Origin of the sequence: Bacillus sp. UMB0893, from assembly GCF_002858905.1 — a bacterium.
In the GTDB taxonomy this organism is placed as follows: domain Bacteria; phylum Bacillota; class Bacilli; order Bacillales; family Bacillaceae; genus Bacillus_P.
Window position 1 is genome coordinate 274,935 of record NZ_PKLB01000003.1, and the last position, 16,222, is coordinate 291,156.

General features: G+C 39.1%; 16 protein-coding genes. 3 read left to right on the top strand and 13 right to left on the bottom strand.

The genetic code is table 11. The features are described 5' to 3' along the window. Position 1 precedes the first annotated feature (1 nt). From CYJ36_RS09300 to CYJ36_RS09355, 12 genes are all read right to left on the bottom strand, one after another. Positions 2-574 (bottom strand): Maf family protein, encoded by a 573-nt coding sequence (locus CYJ36_RS09300; protein ID WP_101566984.1) that lies wholly within the window; start codon positions 572-574, stop codon positions 2-4. Between the two features lie 270 nt (positions 575-844). Then, positions 845-1,897 carry a hypothetical protein gene (locus CYJ36_RS09305; RefSeq protein ID WP_101566985.1) on the bottom strand — a complete coding sequence of 351 codons (1,053 nt, stop codon included), beginning with the start codon at positions 1,895-1,897 and terminating at the stop codon, positions 845-847. A gap of 95 nt (positions 1,898-1,992) precedes the next feature. Next, positions 1,993-2,835, bottom strand: coding sequence for a hypothetical protein (locus tag CYJ36_RS09310; RefSeq protein WP_101566986.1), 843 nt, complete (start codon positions 2,833-2,835; stop codon positions 1,993-1,995). Then, on the bottom strand, positions 2,816-3,472 hold the full coding sequence (locus CYJ36_RS09315) for a PilN domain-containing protein (protein ID WP_101566987.1): 657 nt from the start codon (positions 3,470-3,472) through the stop codon (positions 2,816-2,818). The genes CYJ36_RS09310 and CYJ36_RS09315 overlap by 20 nt, the downstream gene beginning before the upstream one ends. Continuing rightward, positions 3,473-4,498, bottom strand: coding sequence for a type IV pilus biogenesis protein PilM (gene pilM, locus CYJ36_RS09320; protein ID WP_101566988.1), 1,026 nt, complete (start codon positions 4,496-4,498; stop codon positions 3,473-3,475). It lies immediately after the preceding gene. 16 nt (positions 4,499-4,514) lie between these two features. Continuing rightward, positions 4,515-5,264, bottom strand: coding sequence for a prepilin peptidase (locus CYJ36_RS09325; protein ID WP_101567148.1), 750 nt, complete (start codon positions 5,262-5,264; stop codon positions 4,515-4,517). A 14-nt stretch (positions 5,265-5,278) separates the two neighbouring features. Continuing rightward, positions 5,279-5,713, bottom strand: a complete 435-nt coding sequence (locus tag CYJ36_RS09330) for a type IV pilin protein (RefSeq protein WP_101566989.1) — start codon at positions 5,711-5,713, stop codon at positions 5,279-5,281. A 104-nt stretch (positions 5,714-5,817) separates the two neighbouring features. Continuing rightward, positions 5,818-7,023 carry a type II secretion system F family protein gene (locus tag CYJ36_RS09335; protein ID WP_101566990.1) on the bottom strand — a complete coding sequence of 402 codons (1,206 nt, stop codon included), beginning with the start codon at positions 7,021-7,023 and terminating at the stop codon, positions 5,818-5,820. After that, positions 7,023-8,063: a type IV pilus twitching motility protein PilT gene (locus tag CYJ36_RS09340; protein WP_101566991.1), complete on the bottom strand. Its 1,041-nt coding sequence runs from the start codon at positions 8,061-8,063 to the stop codon at positions 7,023-7,025. The genes CYJ36_RS09335 and CYJ36_RS09340 overlap by 1 nt, the downstream gene beginning before the upstream one ends. Positions 8,064-8,070: 7 nt before the next feature. Beyond that, positions 8,071-9,726 (bottom strand): GspE/PulE family protein, encoded by a 1,656-nt coding sequence (locus tag CYJ36_RS09345; protein WP_101566992.1) that lies wholly within the window; start codon positions 9,724-9,726, stop codon positions 8,071-8,073. Between the two features lie 4 nt (positions 9,727-9,730). After that, complete coding sequence (locus tag CYJ36_RS09350) at positions 9,731-11,101, bottom strand: G5 domain-containing protein (RefSeq protein WP_101566993.1); 1,371 nt, start codon at positions 11,099-11,101, stop codon at positions 9,731-9,733. A 1-nt stretch (position 11,102) separates the two neighbouring features. Next, the gene (locus tag CYJ36_RS09355) at positions 11,103-11,660 is read right to left on the bottom strand and encodes a hypothetical protein (RefSeq protein WP_101566994.1); all 558 of its coding nucleotides are present in this window, start codon (positions 11,658-11,660) and stop codon (positions 11,103-11,105) included. 166 nt (positions 11,661-11,826) lie between these two features. Between CYJ36_RS09355 and CYJ36_RS09360 the strand changes: the two genes are divergently transcribed. Genes CYJ36_RS09360 through CYJ36_RS09370 form a run of 3 tightly spaced genes read left to right on the top strand, consistent with a single transcriptional unit; the run spans position 11,827 to position 14,401 of the window. Further along, positions 11,827-12,261 (top strand): type IV pilus modification PilV family protein, encoded by a 435-nt coding sequence (locus tag CYJ36_RS09360; RefSeq protein ID WP_101566995.1) that lies wholly within the window; start codon positions 11,827-11,829, stop codon positions 12,259-12,261. Further along, positions 12,258-12,761: a prepilin-type N-terminal cleavage/methylation domain-containing protein gene (locus CYJ36_RS09365; RefSeq protein WP_101566996.1), complete on the top strand. Its 504-nt coding sequence runs from the start codon at positions 12,258-12,260 to the stop codon at positions 12,759-12,761. The genes CYJ36_RS09360 and CYJ36_RS09365 overlap by 4 nt, the downstream gene beginning before the upstream one ends. A 14-nt stretch (positions 12,762-12,775) precedes the next feature. Next, on the top strand, positions 12,776-14,401 hold the full coding sequence (locus tag CYJ36_RS09370) for a hypothetical protein (protein WP_101566997.1): 1,626 nt from the start codon (positions 12,776-12,778) through the stop codon (positions 14,399-14,401). A 45-nt stretch (positions 14,402-14,446) separates the two neighbouring features. Here CYJ36_RS09370 and CYJ36_RS09375 read toward each other — a convergent pair whose 3' ends face one another. Next, positions 14,447-16,159 carry a sensor domain-containing diguanylate cyclase gene (locus CYJ36_RS09375; protein WP_101566998.1) on the bottom strand — a complete coding sequence of 571 codons (1,713 nt, stop codon included), beginning with the start codon at positions 16,157-16,159 and terminating at the stop codon, positions 14,447-14,449. Positions 16,160-16,222 lie beyond the last annotated feature (63 nt).

Below are 16,222 nucleotides of genomic sequence, written 5' to 3' on the forward strand. Positions count from 1 at the left end.
GTTATTTCAGCTTAAACCCTGCCGTTCTCAGCTCTTTGACGGTACGGGATACAGGCAAACCAACCACTGTAAAATAATCGCCTTTTATTTCTTTTACAAATAACGAGCCGAGCCCCTGAATCCCATATGATCCAGCCTTGTCCATCGGCTCTTCGGTTAAAATGTAATTTTCGATTTCGTCCTCAGTCACTGGCCAAAACGTAACATCTGTCTGTTCATAAAATACGATTTTCTCGTTTTGAAAAATGATGGAAACTCCAGTTAAAACTTGGTGAGTATTACCTGAAAGTGCAGTCAGCATCCGCTTTGCATCCTCTGTATTTTCAGGCTTGCCTAAAATGTTTCCTTCATAGACAACAACCGTATCTGCGCCAAGAACAAACGATTCTTTAAACCTGTCTGCTACAGCGGCAGCTTTTTGTTCTGCAAGCGACATGACGATTTCAGAAGGCGGCAGCTTTGGATCAACAACCTCCTCGACATCACTGACAACGACTTTAAATGGAACTTTAACATTTTCAAGCAACTCTTTCCTGCGCGGGGAACTTGATGCCAATATAAGGTGCTGGTGCATCGTTCAACTTCCTCTCATTCGGTATAAAAAGGGAGATACATTGGTATCGTAGCAAACACTTTGAGGATATTCAAATGTGAAAAATTCGATTTTATATCGCAAAATAAACAAAAGCGCAGGCAGGCTAAAAAGAAGCTGACAAAAAAGTCCGGTTTTGACTTTACTGGCAGCTCCGTTCTGGCTTTAGAAGTTAGGCACCGGAGCTGAATGCAGAAATACATATTTTATTTATTCCTGGTAAACAAAAAGATTGCCCGCGAAGGACAATCTTTATTTTAATGATGCTAAAAGATCCATTAGCTTCTGCTGTGCTGCCCAGCCTGTTTTTTCGCTTGCATCTTCCTTTAAGAGGGTTGAGGCATCCGATAGGTTCTCCTTCATAGAAGCAAGTGATTCATCTTTAGGCTTCAGTTTGTTTAATTCCTTCAGAATCGCTTCAGACTTTGTTCCAATCTCATCTGATGGACTGACAACTGCTGACGAAGATAATGTTATCAATGATTTAAGATGATTGATAAGTGCACTTGCATCCTCACTCGATTTTAGTGAAAAAGCGGCCTTTTTTCCGCTCCAAGGTTCAATTGCATTTGATAAATACACATTGCTCAGACCATCTGTTTCTTTCTTCTCGTTCCCCACTCCGCCATATACAAAAAATGATCCACTTTCTTCAACGGCTATTGCTGGAAAACCTTTGCTCTTTAAATCAGATACCGTTGCATCTGCTCCATCTTTTGATGAAAATTTACCGATTTGTGCGAAGTACATCTGAATGTCTGCTGAAGCCTGGGCTGGATTTGCAGCTTTATCTCCGCTTTTAGAATCTGGTGAAGCTGCAGCTGGTTCAGTGTCACTTCCATCAGGCTGAAAAGCAGCCGGCAAATCATCATTTGAGATAAAATTAAGGGCAATGAAGCCAAAGCTTACCCCAAGCACAATCGCCAACACTACTGTTACAGCATACTGTTTAAATGGATATCCGCTTAATGAGTTCTTCTTAAATGAACTAAAATAAGGAGAGCCCTTTTGCTTAGCAGATGGTTTCTTCGCAACAACAACCTTTGGATCATCCTCAAAGACTTCTCCATCATCCTCTGGCAAGACCCAAGAAAATTCATCTTCTTTTCTTGAGCTTGAAGCAGCTACTTCTTTTTCTGCCATGACCTTCTCCTCCCAGCTTGTAACTGGAAATGCCGGAGATTGTATTTCTTCAGCTGATTCAGGCTGCTGATCTTTTTTCTGACCATACGACTTTCGTTCTTTACCGTTGATCTTAATCTTAATCGTGTTTGTCTGCTGCTTGTCCAATTCAACACCGCCCATCTAAAACGTCCTGAACCCAATGCTAGCATATGAATAAAAAAAAAGAACAAGACATTTGTCGTCTTGTTCAGAAAGGTTTTCGTCAAATAAACACTCTATTCGTCATCCTCATCATCAAGCGATGGAGTCAAAGGATTGGTTTTATCACTTGCCTCCGGTGCGATGACCTTTGGTGTTTCTTCTTTTAAGTCTTGCAAAGCATTCATATAGAAAGCGGAAACCTGCAAAGAGTAAATTAGCGGTTCTGCCTCCTGATCATGTAAGGTAAGCTCAGGAAGACCTTCAAACGCTAAAATGTCTACTTTCGTAATTCGGGGCTGCTGTTCCAGTGTTTCAATGAATGCTTTCATATCATAATAATTGTTTGAAGTAATTTGAAGCGTGATGATCACTCGTTTTAGTCCTTCTGGTGCATTAGGATGGGGTGCAGAGGCTTCTGGAGCTGCTTGGTCTGTATTTTGATCCGATTCGGGTCCTTCCTCTGTTTCAGCTGTTCCCTGTGCTTGCTCCGCATCCAGAGCTTCTGCTGACTGATCTTTTGCGTCATCAGGAAGTTCCTGATCTGCATCAGATTCTGACGGAACGCCAAGCGGCAGCAGAGCATCTTCACTTTCAGTAAATGTCATATTCTGTATGGTGCTGTTTGACACGGTTTCTGCTTTCTCGAGATCTAAAACGAGCTGCTCAACCATAGGGGAAACCGGCACTTTTCGCTGTAATTCTACAGAATTTACAACCGGTTTGCTTTCTGTCGAAGTCTCGCCGCTTGTTAACTCCTTATACTGCTGTTTCTGCATTTTTTTCGAAGAGAGCAGAGTTTCGATTTCTGCGTTCTTTGGCTTGATGAACAGATAATAAGCACCGGCATACAGCGAACCAAGCAATAGGACGGCTGCAAGCAGTATAATAATATGTTTTTTATGAAGATGGATTGTCATCGGTTTCATCCTCACTTGATGGATTAACGAAATCAGGATTAATTTTCAAAAAATATTGAGCTTCTGATCTCGGCATACTTTGATCGTCTTCTTCCCTTTCAGGCACACTTTCTGTAATTGGATTCTCCGGATTTACGACTGTTTCATCCTGCGATAAAGTCGTAATGCTGTTTAAATCTGCATCTGTAAAATAAGCTGATTCTTTTAATCTGGCCAAATAGTATGCAGCTTCACGATTTGTATCAAATTGAACAGCAAGCGTTATTTCACCTAAGTCATTATAAGAGTAAGCTTTGAAAAACCCCCGCTCCGGTAGCTGCTTTGTGAGTTCATTTAAAATCGGAACCGTATCCAGTGAAACTCCGTTTGAATAATCAACTGCTGACTGAAGTGATGCAATCGACGACTGTGAAGTGTTCCCATTTGTAGGAGAATTTTTCGATGACAGTGCAGCATTTTGCTCTTCAAGCTGCGAGACTTCTTTTTCGATTTCAACTCGTTTTTTTTCAACAGAATATTGCTGAATGAAAAAGAGACCCGCCAGGATGAGGGTAATAAAAGCAACAATTAGGCAGATTGAAAGATTCGCAACATTTCTAGAATCTCTTTTTGGCAGTAAATTAATATTCGCAAGCATTTACTGCACCTCTTTTAATGCGAGACCCGCAGTTAAATAGAAAGATGCAGGCAGGGAAGATTTATCTGCAAGTTCAGCTTGGACATGCTGCATTGTATCTATTTTCATGTCATAGCGGGCAGTAAGCGATTGATAAACGTGCTGAAGCATAGGATGATCACCAGCTAAAAGGAAAGACGACACTTCATCACTCCCTTGGTTTAAAGAAAAGCGATAGAAATTCAGCACATGATCAATTTCCTTCACAATCTCATTTACTTGCAGCAGAAATTCTTCTTTTGAAACCGTTAGCTTAACGTATTTATCACCGGATTGCTCAAAAACAAGCTCTCTATTTTCTTGAAATGTTATTTCTCCACGGTCGAGAATCATGTGTTTTTTTTCGATTTCAATATTGCGCATAAAAACAGGCTGCTCATTTTGAAAAATGCTTAAATTAACAGACGTCAAGTCAAATTGAATCAGCATCGTTGACTGTTGGTGAGGAACCGTTCCATACGAGTAAAGGCGATAGTTGCATAGGGGAGAAATATCTGCTGCAATCGTCTTAAGCCTTGCTCCATCCAATAAATCAGAATACGCTTTGACCAGTTCTTCCGAAGAAGCGAACAGCAGAATGTCAATCAGTTTATCATTGCGGGACAAAACAATATAATCAAACACAACTTCTTCAAACGGCAAATGAATTGAAGATCCAATTTCGATATAAAGATGCCCTCTAATCTCATCATCCTTCAAGTCTCCAGGAACAGAGAGCTTTCGAATGACGACAAACGGATCAGGAACCGTAAAGCGGACCTTCCTACCTTTAATGCCCCAATCCTGAACACACTCATCCATTATCATCGAAAGCGTATCAAAATCCTGAATCACGCCGCCACGAATCAGCCCTTCAGGCAGCCAGCGCTCCTCGCAGGTCTGCAAAACAAACGGCTTAGCCTGTTTCATCTCAACGTAGCGGATGACTTCATCCTTTATTGTGAAATTCCCTATTTTTTTACTGAATGAAAATGCAGATAAACCCATGACTTCCCCTCCAAGCCTAATAACCAATCAAACTGACATACCATCTAAGAAGCTCTACACCAAAGAAATAGGCCGCTAACGTTCCAACCATAATAGACGGACCAAACGGAATCGGCTGCTTTCGTTTCACCTTGCCTATCAAAATGCCAACAACACCGACAATGGATCCGACAAAACAAGATAAAAAGAAGGAAAGCAGAACAAGCTTCCAGCCAAGAACAAGCCCCAGAACTGCAAACAGTTTGATGTCTCCTCCGCCCATTCCTTTGCCTCTGCTTAAAAGAGCGATCCCATAAAGCAAAAAGAAACCTGCAGCTGCGCCAATCAGCGAATCCCACCACGGTGTAAGCGGAATAAAAATTCTCTCTATTATAAACAAACCTGCAAAAAACAGCAGCACTTTATCTGGAATAATCATAAATTTAATATCTGAAACAAACAAAATCATGAACAAAGAAATCAGCGTTAATGCAATAACCAATTCTTTTGACCATCCCACCAGCAGCGGTGATATCGTAAAAAGAATTGCAGTCATCAGCTCAACAAATGGATAAAGGGGAGAAATCCGCGCTTTGCACTTCCGACACTTCCCGCCCTGTAAAAGATAAGAAACAACAGGAATAAGCTCACCTGCTGTTAACGTATGATGACACCCCGGACAAGAGGACCGAGGCGCCACAATGGATTGTTTTTTTGGTATACGCAGGCCTGCTACGTTGAAGAAGGAGCCTAGTAGGAGGCCGTAGATAAGAAGAAGGAGATACATTTCGTTCATTTTTATTATGATCCTGAATCACCACTAGCTGGTGTTTTTGATGTATCTTTTGAACGTAATTTAGCTTCAGTTTCATATTCTACAGTTTTAGAATCTTTTGTAACTTCAATGTCTGCATAAGAATATTTTCCATCTGCATAGTTAACTGTTATTGAGTAAGTTCCTACACCATCTAAGTATTCATCAAGCTCTTTATTCGAATTTGCACCATCGTTTGTTAAAGTAGTAGTAGTTGCAGTAGGATTATTTGTAGATACATATAATTTTGCAGCATCAAGAACTTGTAAAGCCTCAGCGTGAACTGCATCCTCTTTTGATTTGTTAATAATCCCACCAATACTAGGCACAGCAATCGCAGCAATAATCCCCAAAATAACAACAACAGCAAGCAGCTCGATCAACGTTAAACCGCGTTCATTCTTTAACATTTTTTTGAACATGTTTTTCTCTCCTCAACTAGTAAATTAGTATATAGTCCTTTGTATGTATACTGCTGTCATTATATCATAGAAAAAATGGGTATAATGTAAATATTTTGTCGAAATTAATTAATTTTGTTGAATATATCAAACATTGGAACTAGGATAGAAGTCACCACTACTCCGACTATTCCAGCTAAAAAAACGATCATAAGCGGCTCAATTAATGATTTAAGCCGATCAGTTGCCTGTTCCACATCATCTTCGTAAAAATCCGCTACTTTTGAGAGCATTTCATCAAGTGATCCGGTTTCTTCTCCGATTGCAATCATTTGTGTGACAAGCGGCGGGAACACCCAGTGATCTTTCATTGGCTCTGTCAGCGAGTTTCCTTTTTCCAATGCATTTCTTGACTCTTTTAACACACGGCTGATGACTTCGTTTTCTACGATATTTTCAACAATCGAGATCGCCTGTAAGATTGGGACTGAGCTTGAGAACAATGAACTTAACGTACGGGTCATTCTTGCGAGCGCTGCTTTTTGCAGCATTTTCCCGAAGATAGGTGTTTTAAGAGCCATCACATCCAGGTAATATTTAGTTGATGGCTGTCCTTTCATTACAATCAGCGTAATAGATGCTACAATAATTGCTAAAATGACGATCCACCAATACGATTGCATCCATTCACTTGCTCCCAGCACGAATTGCGTGATCAACGGAAGATCCGCTCCAAAATCACTGAACATCGTTACAAAGGTTGGCACAACAGCAACAAGCAAGAAAATCACAACAGCAATCGCTACTATCCCAACGACAGCCGGATAAGCTAATGCAGAGATGATTTTCTGCTTTGTTTTATGCTGTTTTTCGTAATGGACAGCTAAACGGTCAAGTGTTTCATCCATATTCCCGGCTGCTTCGCCGGCTTTCACCATGTTTGTAAACATCGAGGTAAAGATCTTCTTATGCTTGCTCGTTGCTGCTGAAAGCGCCTTTCCGGATCTCAGTTCTTCTTCGACATCAAACAGAGCTTTGCTCAGCGCCTTGCTGTCCGTCTGTCTTGCCAAAATATTCGTTGCATCTACAACAGATATTCCTGCCTTCAATAACGTGGAAAACTGTCTTAAATAGATTACAAAATCCTGGAGTTTTACCGGATTTCCGATGCTGATTTCTTTTGTAAGCAGCGTTTCCTGCAGCTCCTCAATCTTTGTAATCCGCACACCTTTTTCCTGAAGCTTTAAAATCGCGTCACGCCTTGATGTGCCGACAATGACTCCGCTTGCCTGCCCGGTCTTGCCCCTGCCTTCATATTTGAACCTGGCCATTAACTTATCGACTCCTGTAGAAAAGGTTCTGCAATTTCACGCAGAATCACTCCAGATTGAACGAGGTCTTTGATGCTTGCTTCAAGAGTCATCATCCCTTGATCCCGGCTCGTCTGCAGGATGTTATGAATCTGGTGAATTTTTTCATTGCGGATTAAATTGGTAATCGCCGGATTATTCACCAGCACCTCTGTGGCTGCTCTGCGCCCTTTAAAATCAACTGTTTGAAACAGTCGCTGAGAAACAATGGATACTAGCACAGAAGCTAGCTGAATTCTCACCTGTGCCTGCTGATTTGGAGGAAACACATCGATAATCCGATCAATAGTAGATGGTGCGCTTGATGTATGCAGCGTCCCTAGGACAAGATGCCCTGTTTCAGCTGCCGTAATCGCCGTATGCACGGTCTCTAAATCTCTCATTTCTCCAACTAAAATGACATCAGGATCCTGGCGCAGCGCCGCTCTTAATCCATTCGCAAAGTTAAGCGTATCAAAGCCTACTTCACGCTGATCGATAATGCATGATCCGTGTTTGTGCAAGTATTCAATAGGATCTTCAAGTGTAATAATATGTTTTCTGCTTGACTGATTCATATAGTGAATCATAGCTGCAAGTGTTGTAGACTTCCCGCTTCCCGTTGGACCTGTAACTAAGATCAAACCTTGAGGCTTATGAGAAATCGCACTTAACACCTCAGGCAGCTGCAGCTCTTGCAGTGTAGGTATAGAGGTTGGAATGATTCGAATGGCAAGCGCTACGCAAGAACGCTGCTTATACGTATTGATTCTGAACCTTGAGACACCTTGAAAGCCGTAAGAAAAATCAAGTTCGCCTCTTTCCTGAAACTTGTCCCACATTGCCTGCGGTAGAATCGATCTTGCCATTTGTTCCGTGTCTTCCGGATGAAGAATCGTATTGCTGTACTTTTTTAATTCCCCATTAATCCGCAGCATTGGTGAAATTCCTACCGTTAAATGAATATCAGATGCTTTTAGTTCAAAGGCTGCCCTCATAATACTTTCTAGTTTTGTTTTCATTGCTTCATCACTCCGATATCGCAACACGCAGAATTTCTTCTGTTGTTGTCACTCCTTGCTTTACTTTCAGCAGACCATCGTCGATTAAAAAAAGCGTTTTATTTTTTATGGCAAGCTCACGAAGTCTAGAGAAAGATTCACCGTTCATAATGACTTTTTTCATGTCATCTGACATCACCAATAGTTCATGGATGGCAATTCGGCCTTTGTACCCTGTCATGTTGCACGTCCCGCATCCTCTTCCTCTGACAATAGATTCAACCGTCATTCCGCGTTTGGCAAAAATCTCTTTTTCCCTAACTGTCGGTTGAACCGTTTCTGCGCAATCCCTGCAAACTTTTCTGACAAGGCGCTGAGCAACCACGCCAGATAATGAAGTTGCAACCAGGAATGGCTCCACTCCCATATCAATTAACCGAGTAATGGTGCCGACTGAATCATTCGTGTGCAGTGTGCTTAACACCAGATGTCCAGTAAGCGATGCACGAATGGCAACCTCGGCTGTTTCTTTATCGCGAATTTCCCCGACCATAATAATGTTCGGATCTTGTCTTAAAATGGACCTGAGTCCTTTTGCAAACGTCATTCCGACTGTTGTGTTGACTTGAATTTGGTTTATGCCTTCAAGCTGATATTCAACTGGATCTTCAATTGTAATGACATTCACTTCTTCTGAATTCAGCTTGTTTAGTGCTGCATACAACGTTGACGATTTACCTGATCCAGTTGGCCCGGTAATGAGGACAATTCCAGATGGACGCTCAATCAGCTGTGTAAACCGCTGTAGGTTTACTTTATGAAATCCAAGCTGATTCATATCATTCAGCGCACTTCCAAGATCAAGCACCCTTAATACAATTTTCTCTCCAAAGACTGTCGGAAGGGTTGCAACACGCAAATCGATCGGATGAAAATCAAGATTCAGCTTAATCCTCCCGTCCTGCGGCACTCTCTGTTCAGTAATATCAAGATTTGACATAATTTTAATCCGTGCAGTTAACACACTTTGCATGTGCTTTGGAAGCGTTCGTTCTGTTTTCAGGACACCATCGATTCGATAGCGAATGGCAATTTTCGTTTCTTGAGGATCAATGTGTATATCACTCGCTCTTTGCTGTACGGCATTTTGCAGCAGCTGATTGACAAGCCTTACAATCGGCGAATCGGTTTCAGCCAGCTTGTCATCCTGCACAGCCTCTTCTGGCGCTCCAATCAGCTGATCAATGTCCTCTTCCATATCAAAATATTTCGTAATGGTTCTTAGAATATCATCTTTCGTTGCAATCGCCGGCTCAATTTGAAAGCCTGTTGACAGTCTTAGATCTTCAATTGCATAAAAGTCCATCGGGTCCGCCATTGCTACAAATAGCTTGTCTCCTTCTTTTTTCAAAGGAATCATATAATTACGCTTTGCGGTTTCTTTTGGAATCAGCGTAAACAGTTTCGAATCAAAGGGATAACGGAACAAGCTTACATGAGGAATGCCGAGCTGAAATTCCAGCACTTCAATCAGCTGCTGTTCAGTTATATATCCGCGCTGCAGCAGTGCATCACCGAGCTTTTGCACTTCGCTTTTTTCCCGCAATGTTGTTTGCAGCTGCTCTTCCGATATAAGACCTGTTTCGACGAGAAGGTCACCAAGTCTTTTTCTCATTTGCTTCATGACTTCAACCCTCTCCCTTTTCGAATGCCGGCTCTTCCCATAACTCATTTTCCTCAACTGTATTTTTCTCAGCTGGCGTTTGCTGATTTGGAACCTGTTTTTGGTTTAAATTCGGATTTTGATTTAAGTTTGTATTTTGTTCAGGATACTCTGACATTCCATTATTGAAATCATCTTCTGACTGGTCGAAATCCGGGTTTTCACTATCATTAGGCAGCAATGGATCTTGAAGATCAGGAACTTCTTCAATAGATTGCAATGCTGTTTTTTCAATCTGATGGACTGGTGCATAATAATCATCTGCAATTAAAACTGTGTTTGCAATGTTGCCGTTTTTATCTAATTCATTTCGATATACCGTAATAGATTGTCCATCTATGCCCTCTTGTTCGATTCGAGTCGTATTCTCAGGTAATTTAGGATCATATTGGACAATTTTTTTCGGCTTATATTTTTTATCATTTTCCATCGTTAAACTGTATGCTTTTTGAAGGTTTATACCTTCAAGCGTTATGTTTAAAAAGTTTTCGTCTTGTGTGAGTTTCAGTTCATAAGCTGTTTCGTTCGGGTTAAAGAAAATGAAATCCTGCTTGCCTGCTATGTAACTCGCTTCTTTTCCCAGTTCTGCATAAGACGGCAGGACATGACTTATATGTCTCTCCAAAATCACAAAGTTAGTGGGTAAAATCGTCTGGTAAATTGCCGTTGCAAGCCATTTTAATGTATGTTCATCAAGGGTTTTCAGTTTGTTTTCTTCTATATAAGAATGAAGTGAAAAAGTCTGTTTAGAATCAATCGTTACCGTAAGAGAATTTTCCAAGGTAAACGTCTCATTTGGAAGACTAGTGCTTAAAAGGATCGTTTTAGGCAGTTTTTCCTTGATGTAAAATTTATCGAGACTAATCGAATAAATCCCTTCCACAAGCTCTGATGCAGCAGCTGCCAGTTCTTTTGATAGCGCCTTTCTATCCAGTGCTTTCAATGTCTCTGAGCTTATTTCATTTTGCAAAAGCTGGTTGAGTCCTGCACCATCTATTTTTGCTGAAATGTTCGCTGTTTTGTTTTCTAAAGCAAGGTCAACCGTTTTATCAACATCAAATTTCACAACCGTTAAATCCAGACTCAATTCTTTATCAGCTTGGAGAAAATAAAAGGAATTTTCATACCAGGATTTAATCGCTGCATCGAGTTTGTCAGTTGCTTCTTTTTCAGATAATCCTGAAAGTTCAACTCCGCTGACTGTCACGCCTTCAGGAACTGTATCTTTAGTAAAAAATGCTCCGTATGCTTTCGCTCCGAAAAAGGAGAATCCAAAAACAAAGAAAACACAGCCTGCTAACAGGATAAACATTTTTAATTTAACTGTATTTTCCAATTCAGGATCCTCCTTTCACTAAATCTGTTTTTTTCAGCAATTCTTCAAAATCAATTTCTATTTCATTTTCTTTTGTAGAGACGTAAGCAAGCTCAGGAATATAATCATCCTCTAATAAACTTGAAGACGATTCAAACGGGGAACTGGCGCGGTCAGTAAGAAAATCAGTATCTTCACTGATAATAAATTCGGGTTCTGGAACTTGAAGATTAACAGAAGAAACTAGTTCATTGCGAACTTCTTCGATTTCTTCTGTAAAAGGTACTTGGAATGGTTTTTGGAAAGATTGATATTGTGGTTCAAACACAGGTGCAGAGGTCACAATTTTCAAAGAATTTACAAATAAATAACCTGCTGCTCCAGTTAAAGTGATTAAAATAAGCAATCCGATATAAAATGAGAAAAAATAACTAGCTGCTAATCCTGTCAAGGCAAGCAAAAATGAAAGAATGGCAACCATCCATAGCTTTTCTTTCTTAATAGGCAACTGTTGTCTCAAAACGAACGGAACGACAAGAAGAACACCAACCAAAGCTAAAATGATTTCTAAAGCACTCACAATTCCAACATCCTTTTCTAGTTAAATAAACCCATGAAATTAGTATTAAGTTTTTCCAAATACTAGACAAATTTCGACTAGTTTTATTGTATAATAGCTTAGAAGAGAAGAAAAGAAAGAAATGACATAATTACCAATAATTTTTTTTATAAAGCAGGTGTTCTTGATGAAAAAGGATTGCAGCAAGCAAAGCGGATTTACCTTAATCGAAGTCTTAGCATCCATCGTCATCCTCACAATCATGTTTTCAGTATTAAGCGGATTTTTTGTAAATAGTGCGTCTTATTCAAATACATTTGATAAAAAACTGACTGCTGTGCAGCTGAGTAAGAGTCTTTTGGAGAAGTATCAAGCTGAGGGATTTGACATAGCAGACAATAAAATTGGGCTTTTTCCTGAAAAATTATCTGGTGAAGAAATTGCAGATAAATTAGGATTAACTTCAGAAATGTTTGATACCTCTTATTATGAAGCTACTGTTTCATTCCAAAACCCAGATCGAATCCAAACAGATAAATTAATCAAAATTACAGTTACCGTTTCAGCTAAAACCGGAAATAAATCAGCTTCTTCTGAGCTAAAGGGGTATATTCGAAAATGAAGCAATATGTAATGAATCAAAAAGGGATTTCATTAATTGAATTGCTGCTTGTGCTTGCATTATCTTCAATGGTTATTATGTTAGGAGTTACATTTCAAGCTGGAATGTTTAAAGCGGGGAATCGTACTCTAAATGAAACTTATTTGAGAAATGAATCCATTCTTATTATCGATTTATTAAATAAAGCAATGGAGAATGCAGATCAATTCTCAGAGGATAGTCTTCGTGATACAGAGCTCAAAGCTATATATCTTGTGGATATAGAAAAAGTTTATGACGAAAATAAAAAAGAATTTATTGAGCAAAAAGTGACTATTCCTATTGAAATAAAAGGCAATACACTCTTTATTAATGGCAAGCAGGTTAGCGATGATCGCTATACCCTAAAAGATACTAAATTTTTCATTAAAGAGAATCAATTAGTTTGCACCATCAGCCTCAATAACAAGGAATCTAAGACAGATTCTTATGAAATTATTAAAATATTTGATTTGTCCTGATGGGGGAATTGGAAATGAAATTAAATAATCAAAAAGGATATGCCCTTTTAAATGTACTGCTTATTTTTACTATCATTACGATATTTGGACTTTCTTTAATTGGAATGACATTAAGTTCTCAAAAGTTTATCGCTTACTCTGAGGAATATACAGCAAATCTTTCACTAGCGGAAATGAAACTTGATGAGTCTATGATTAGATTAGAAAATGAGATAGACCAGCTTAATAATGAGGTAGATTTAAATAATGTAACTGCACAGTTATTAACATTAAAAATAAATAATCTCATTGAGTCATTAAATACTAGTAAAGATATTAAATTTTCTTCTCAAAATATAAGAAATATTACTTCAGAAGATAATCGTTTCTCAGAAATGGTCACTATAAAAGTTGAAATAGGCGATTCACATCGGTACATAATAAAAACGGTAACAATTACGACTGCTGCCGATGTTTTCAGGTTTAGTACAGTAACAGAAGGCAAGCTAACATTTAATGGTGCTGCTTCTATTAAGGGAGACATTTACGCTAATAACGGTATTTACTTAAGCAAATATGCAAAATTCATCAATGGAGATATTTATAGACCACTCTCAGCATACCCAGTCATCGATGGGAATATAACCGTTAAAGAAGCAACAGCGTTAGGAATGAAATTTTTTGAAGGCATTGATCCTACCTGGCATCCTGTCAAGGATTTGAATACACTATATACATTTTTGAATAATAAACCAACAATGAAGGACCGGTCTGTTCAATTCAATCAGTTTAATATATCAAACATTATTAATGATAAGAAAAAAATCTACAACAATGATAAGAATAATACGACAATCGTCTCACGAGAATCCTATTTTAATTCTTCAAAGGAAATAGATCAAAGTATTACCTTTAAAAATCTCCTTTATTTAGATAAAAACCTAGAAGTGAAAGGAAATCTATTTTTAGAAGATGGAATTATTATGACTTCACAAGGCAGTTTGAAAATATCCGGCAATATTTATATAAAAGAGAATAAACATATGAAAAATTATTTATCAGGAACAATCACTTTAGATAATGAAGAAAATTTTATTTATATAGATGGAAATACAAGTATTACTGATTTGAGCATCAATTCCCACATATACAGTTCAGGCAATGTTGACATAAAACATAATTTAAATATGAATGGGACAATATACGCATCGGGAGAAAGCACGATTGAAAATTTATCAAACGAAAGCGGAGGAACTGCTGTCATCCTAAGCAAAGGTAATTTAACTGTTTCCAATAATAATTTATACGAAAAAAATGTAAGACAAATTGACGCCTATCTATATTCAGATCAAGACCTTGAAATCTATGGAGTAGGTTCAAACATAAAAATAAACGGAGGAATATTTGGCAAAAATATAATTTTGAACGCTACTAAGGGGGAGACATATCCTACAAGAGGCTATTCTGCTTATAACCCAAATCTCAACTTAAGTAACTTTAGTTCAATCGGAGAATTGTATCTAGAAAAAAATCAATCTAACCCTAACTTGCCATCTCGGCTTCAAATAGAATTTGAACCCGATTTAATTCAAAATCCTCCAGTTGGAATCCCAACCGTGGAAAAACTGCAAATCACCGAAATCGACCAAAAAATCGAATAACCCAAAAACCAGCACCCATCAGGATGCTGGTTTTTCACATTCATTTCACTTCACATACTCAGCTACCTTATTCCTCCCCGCCTGCTTAGCACCAATGTACATCGCTCTGTCAGCATGCCTTATCAGGTCTAGCGGTCCATCGGCGTCGTATGGGGCGGTGGCATAGCCGATGCTTGCTGTGATGGTGACAGATTGGCGTTTGCCGATGTTTTGGATGTCTTGTTCGATGATGAATGTTCTGTTGGCAATTGTTTGCCGGATTCCTTCTGCGACGGCGAAGCTGGCCATTTTGTCTACGTTAGGCAAAAGAACGACAAATTCTTCTCCCCCATAGCGCGCAACCGTTCCGCGGTCACCGATAAATTTTACAAGCCGTTCTGCAAGTGCAATAAGTATTTCGTTCCCAGCCTGATGACCATATGTATCGTTCACTTTTTTGAAGTGGTCAATGTCCAGCAGAATGAGCGATAAATGGTTTAGATGGATCGTATTAAGCTTGAGATATTCGGATTCGAGCAATTTCTCCATGTATCTATAGTTATAGAGGCCAGTCAGTGCACAGCGTTCACTTTGTTTTTTTGTTTCTTCATAGCTTCTTGCATTATCAATCGCAACGCCGAGATATGCAGTTAATAAGTCAACAATCATCAGCTGTGAATTGTCGTAGGATCGTTTTTTGTCAGAAGCAAGAACCACAATTCCTACAACTTTTTGATTTCTGACAATGGGTACGGCAATCATGCTTTCAATTGATTCGGGAAGCAGTGTTTTTTCAAGTTTTGCCCAATGCTGCCGTTTGCGGTATAAAACACTTTTCTTTTTTGCATAGACTAATCCGCTGATTCCCTGATGTACAGAAAGCTTTTCCTCAGTATTGTTGATAATCTGCCCATCCTCAAGCTTACGGATAACCTTCAGCTCGTATTCATCAACAACATCAATGATATAAGCATAATCCGCCGAGATCATGGATGTTAACTTTTCAATATATACATTCAGCACCTCTTTTACTTCAAGGCGTTCTGTCAGCTGATGGCCGATTTCACTGGCTTGTCTTAAATATGTATTTAGTCGCTGGCTGTTCGATAGAAGAATCAGAATGAAGGATATTCCGACAAAAGGCACACCAACGTAGAGAACAGCAGCTAATCCAAGGTCAACATAAAGCAGATACAAGATAATTCCGACAGGAAGAAACATTAAGGTTGTACATATTTCCCATAAGAAATCTTTCGAAAAGAACTTTTCACACCTTTTATAAAAAAATCTCCGAATCACAAGCTGTAGGAAAAAATGATTGGCTAAACAAATCGAAAATGAATAAACAAGGATTTGCGCAAGAAAAGCGGAAGTAAAATCATTGTTGCCATGTGTTCCTCCGGCCATGTAGTATGCACCTGCACCAATAACCGAGACAACTAAAAACATTAAGGAATTCGTAGGATAGCGGAAGATTGACTTCATACCCACTCTTAATTTAATAAGAAGGACAGTAAGTGCAATCTGCATTAGAATCATTTCAACAAACGGGCCAAATAGTAAAAAAACTGAAATCGATATCCCTTGTGCAAAAAAAACGGGTGTATCGTTCACAATTATCGGAAAGACGGAGACAATACACATGAGAATAAGAAATGCCGCGATATCCCATTCATTACCTGTGATCATCGGCGGCCAAAAATAGTAAGCTGCAAACAAGGTAAACGGAAATAGAGCTGCCCACGATACCCACAATACAACTTTAAGATTTTTTTCCATGTATTGCCTCCTCTCAATCTTTTATTTTCTTATTTTAACAAAAATTCAGTTATCTGTCATTTG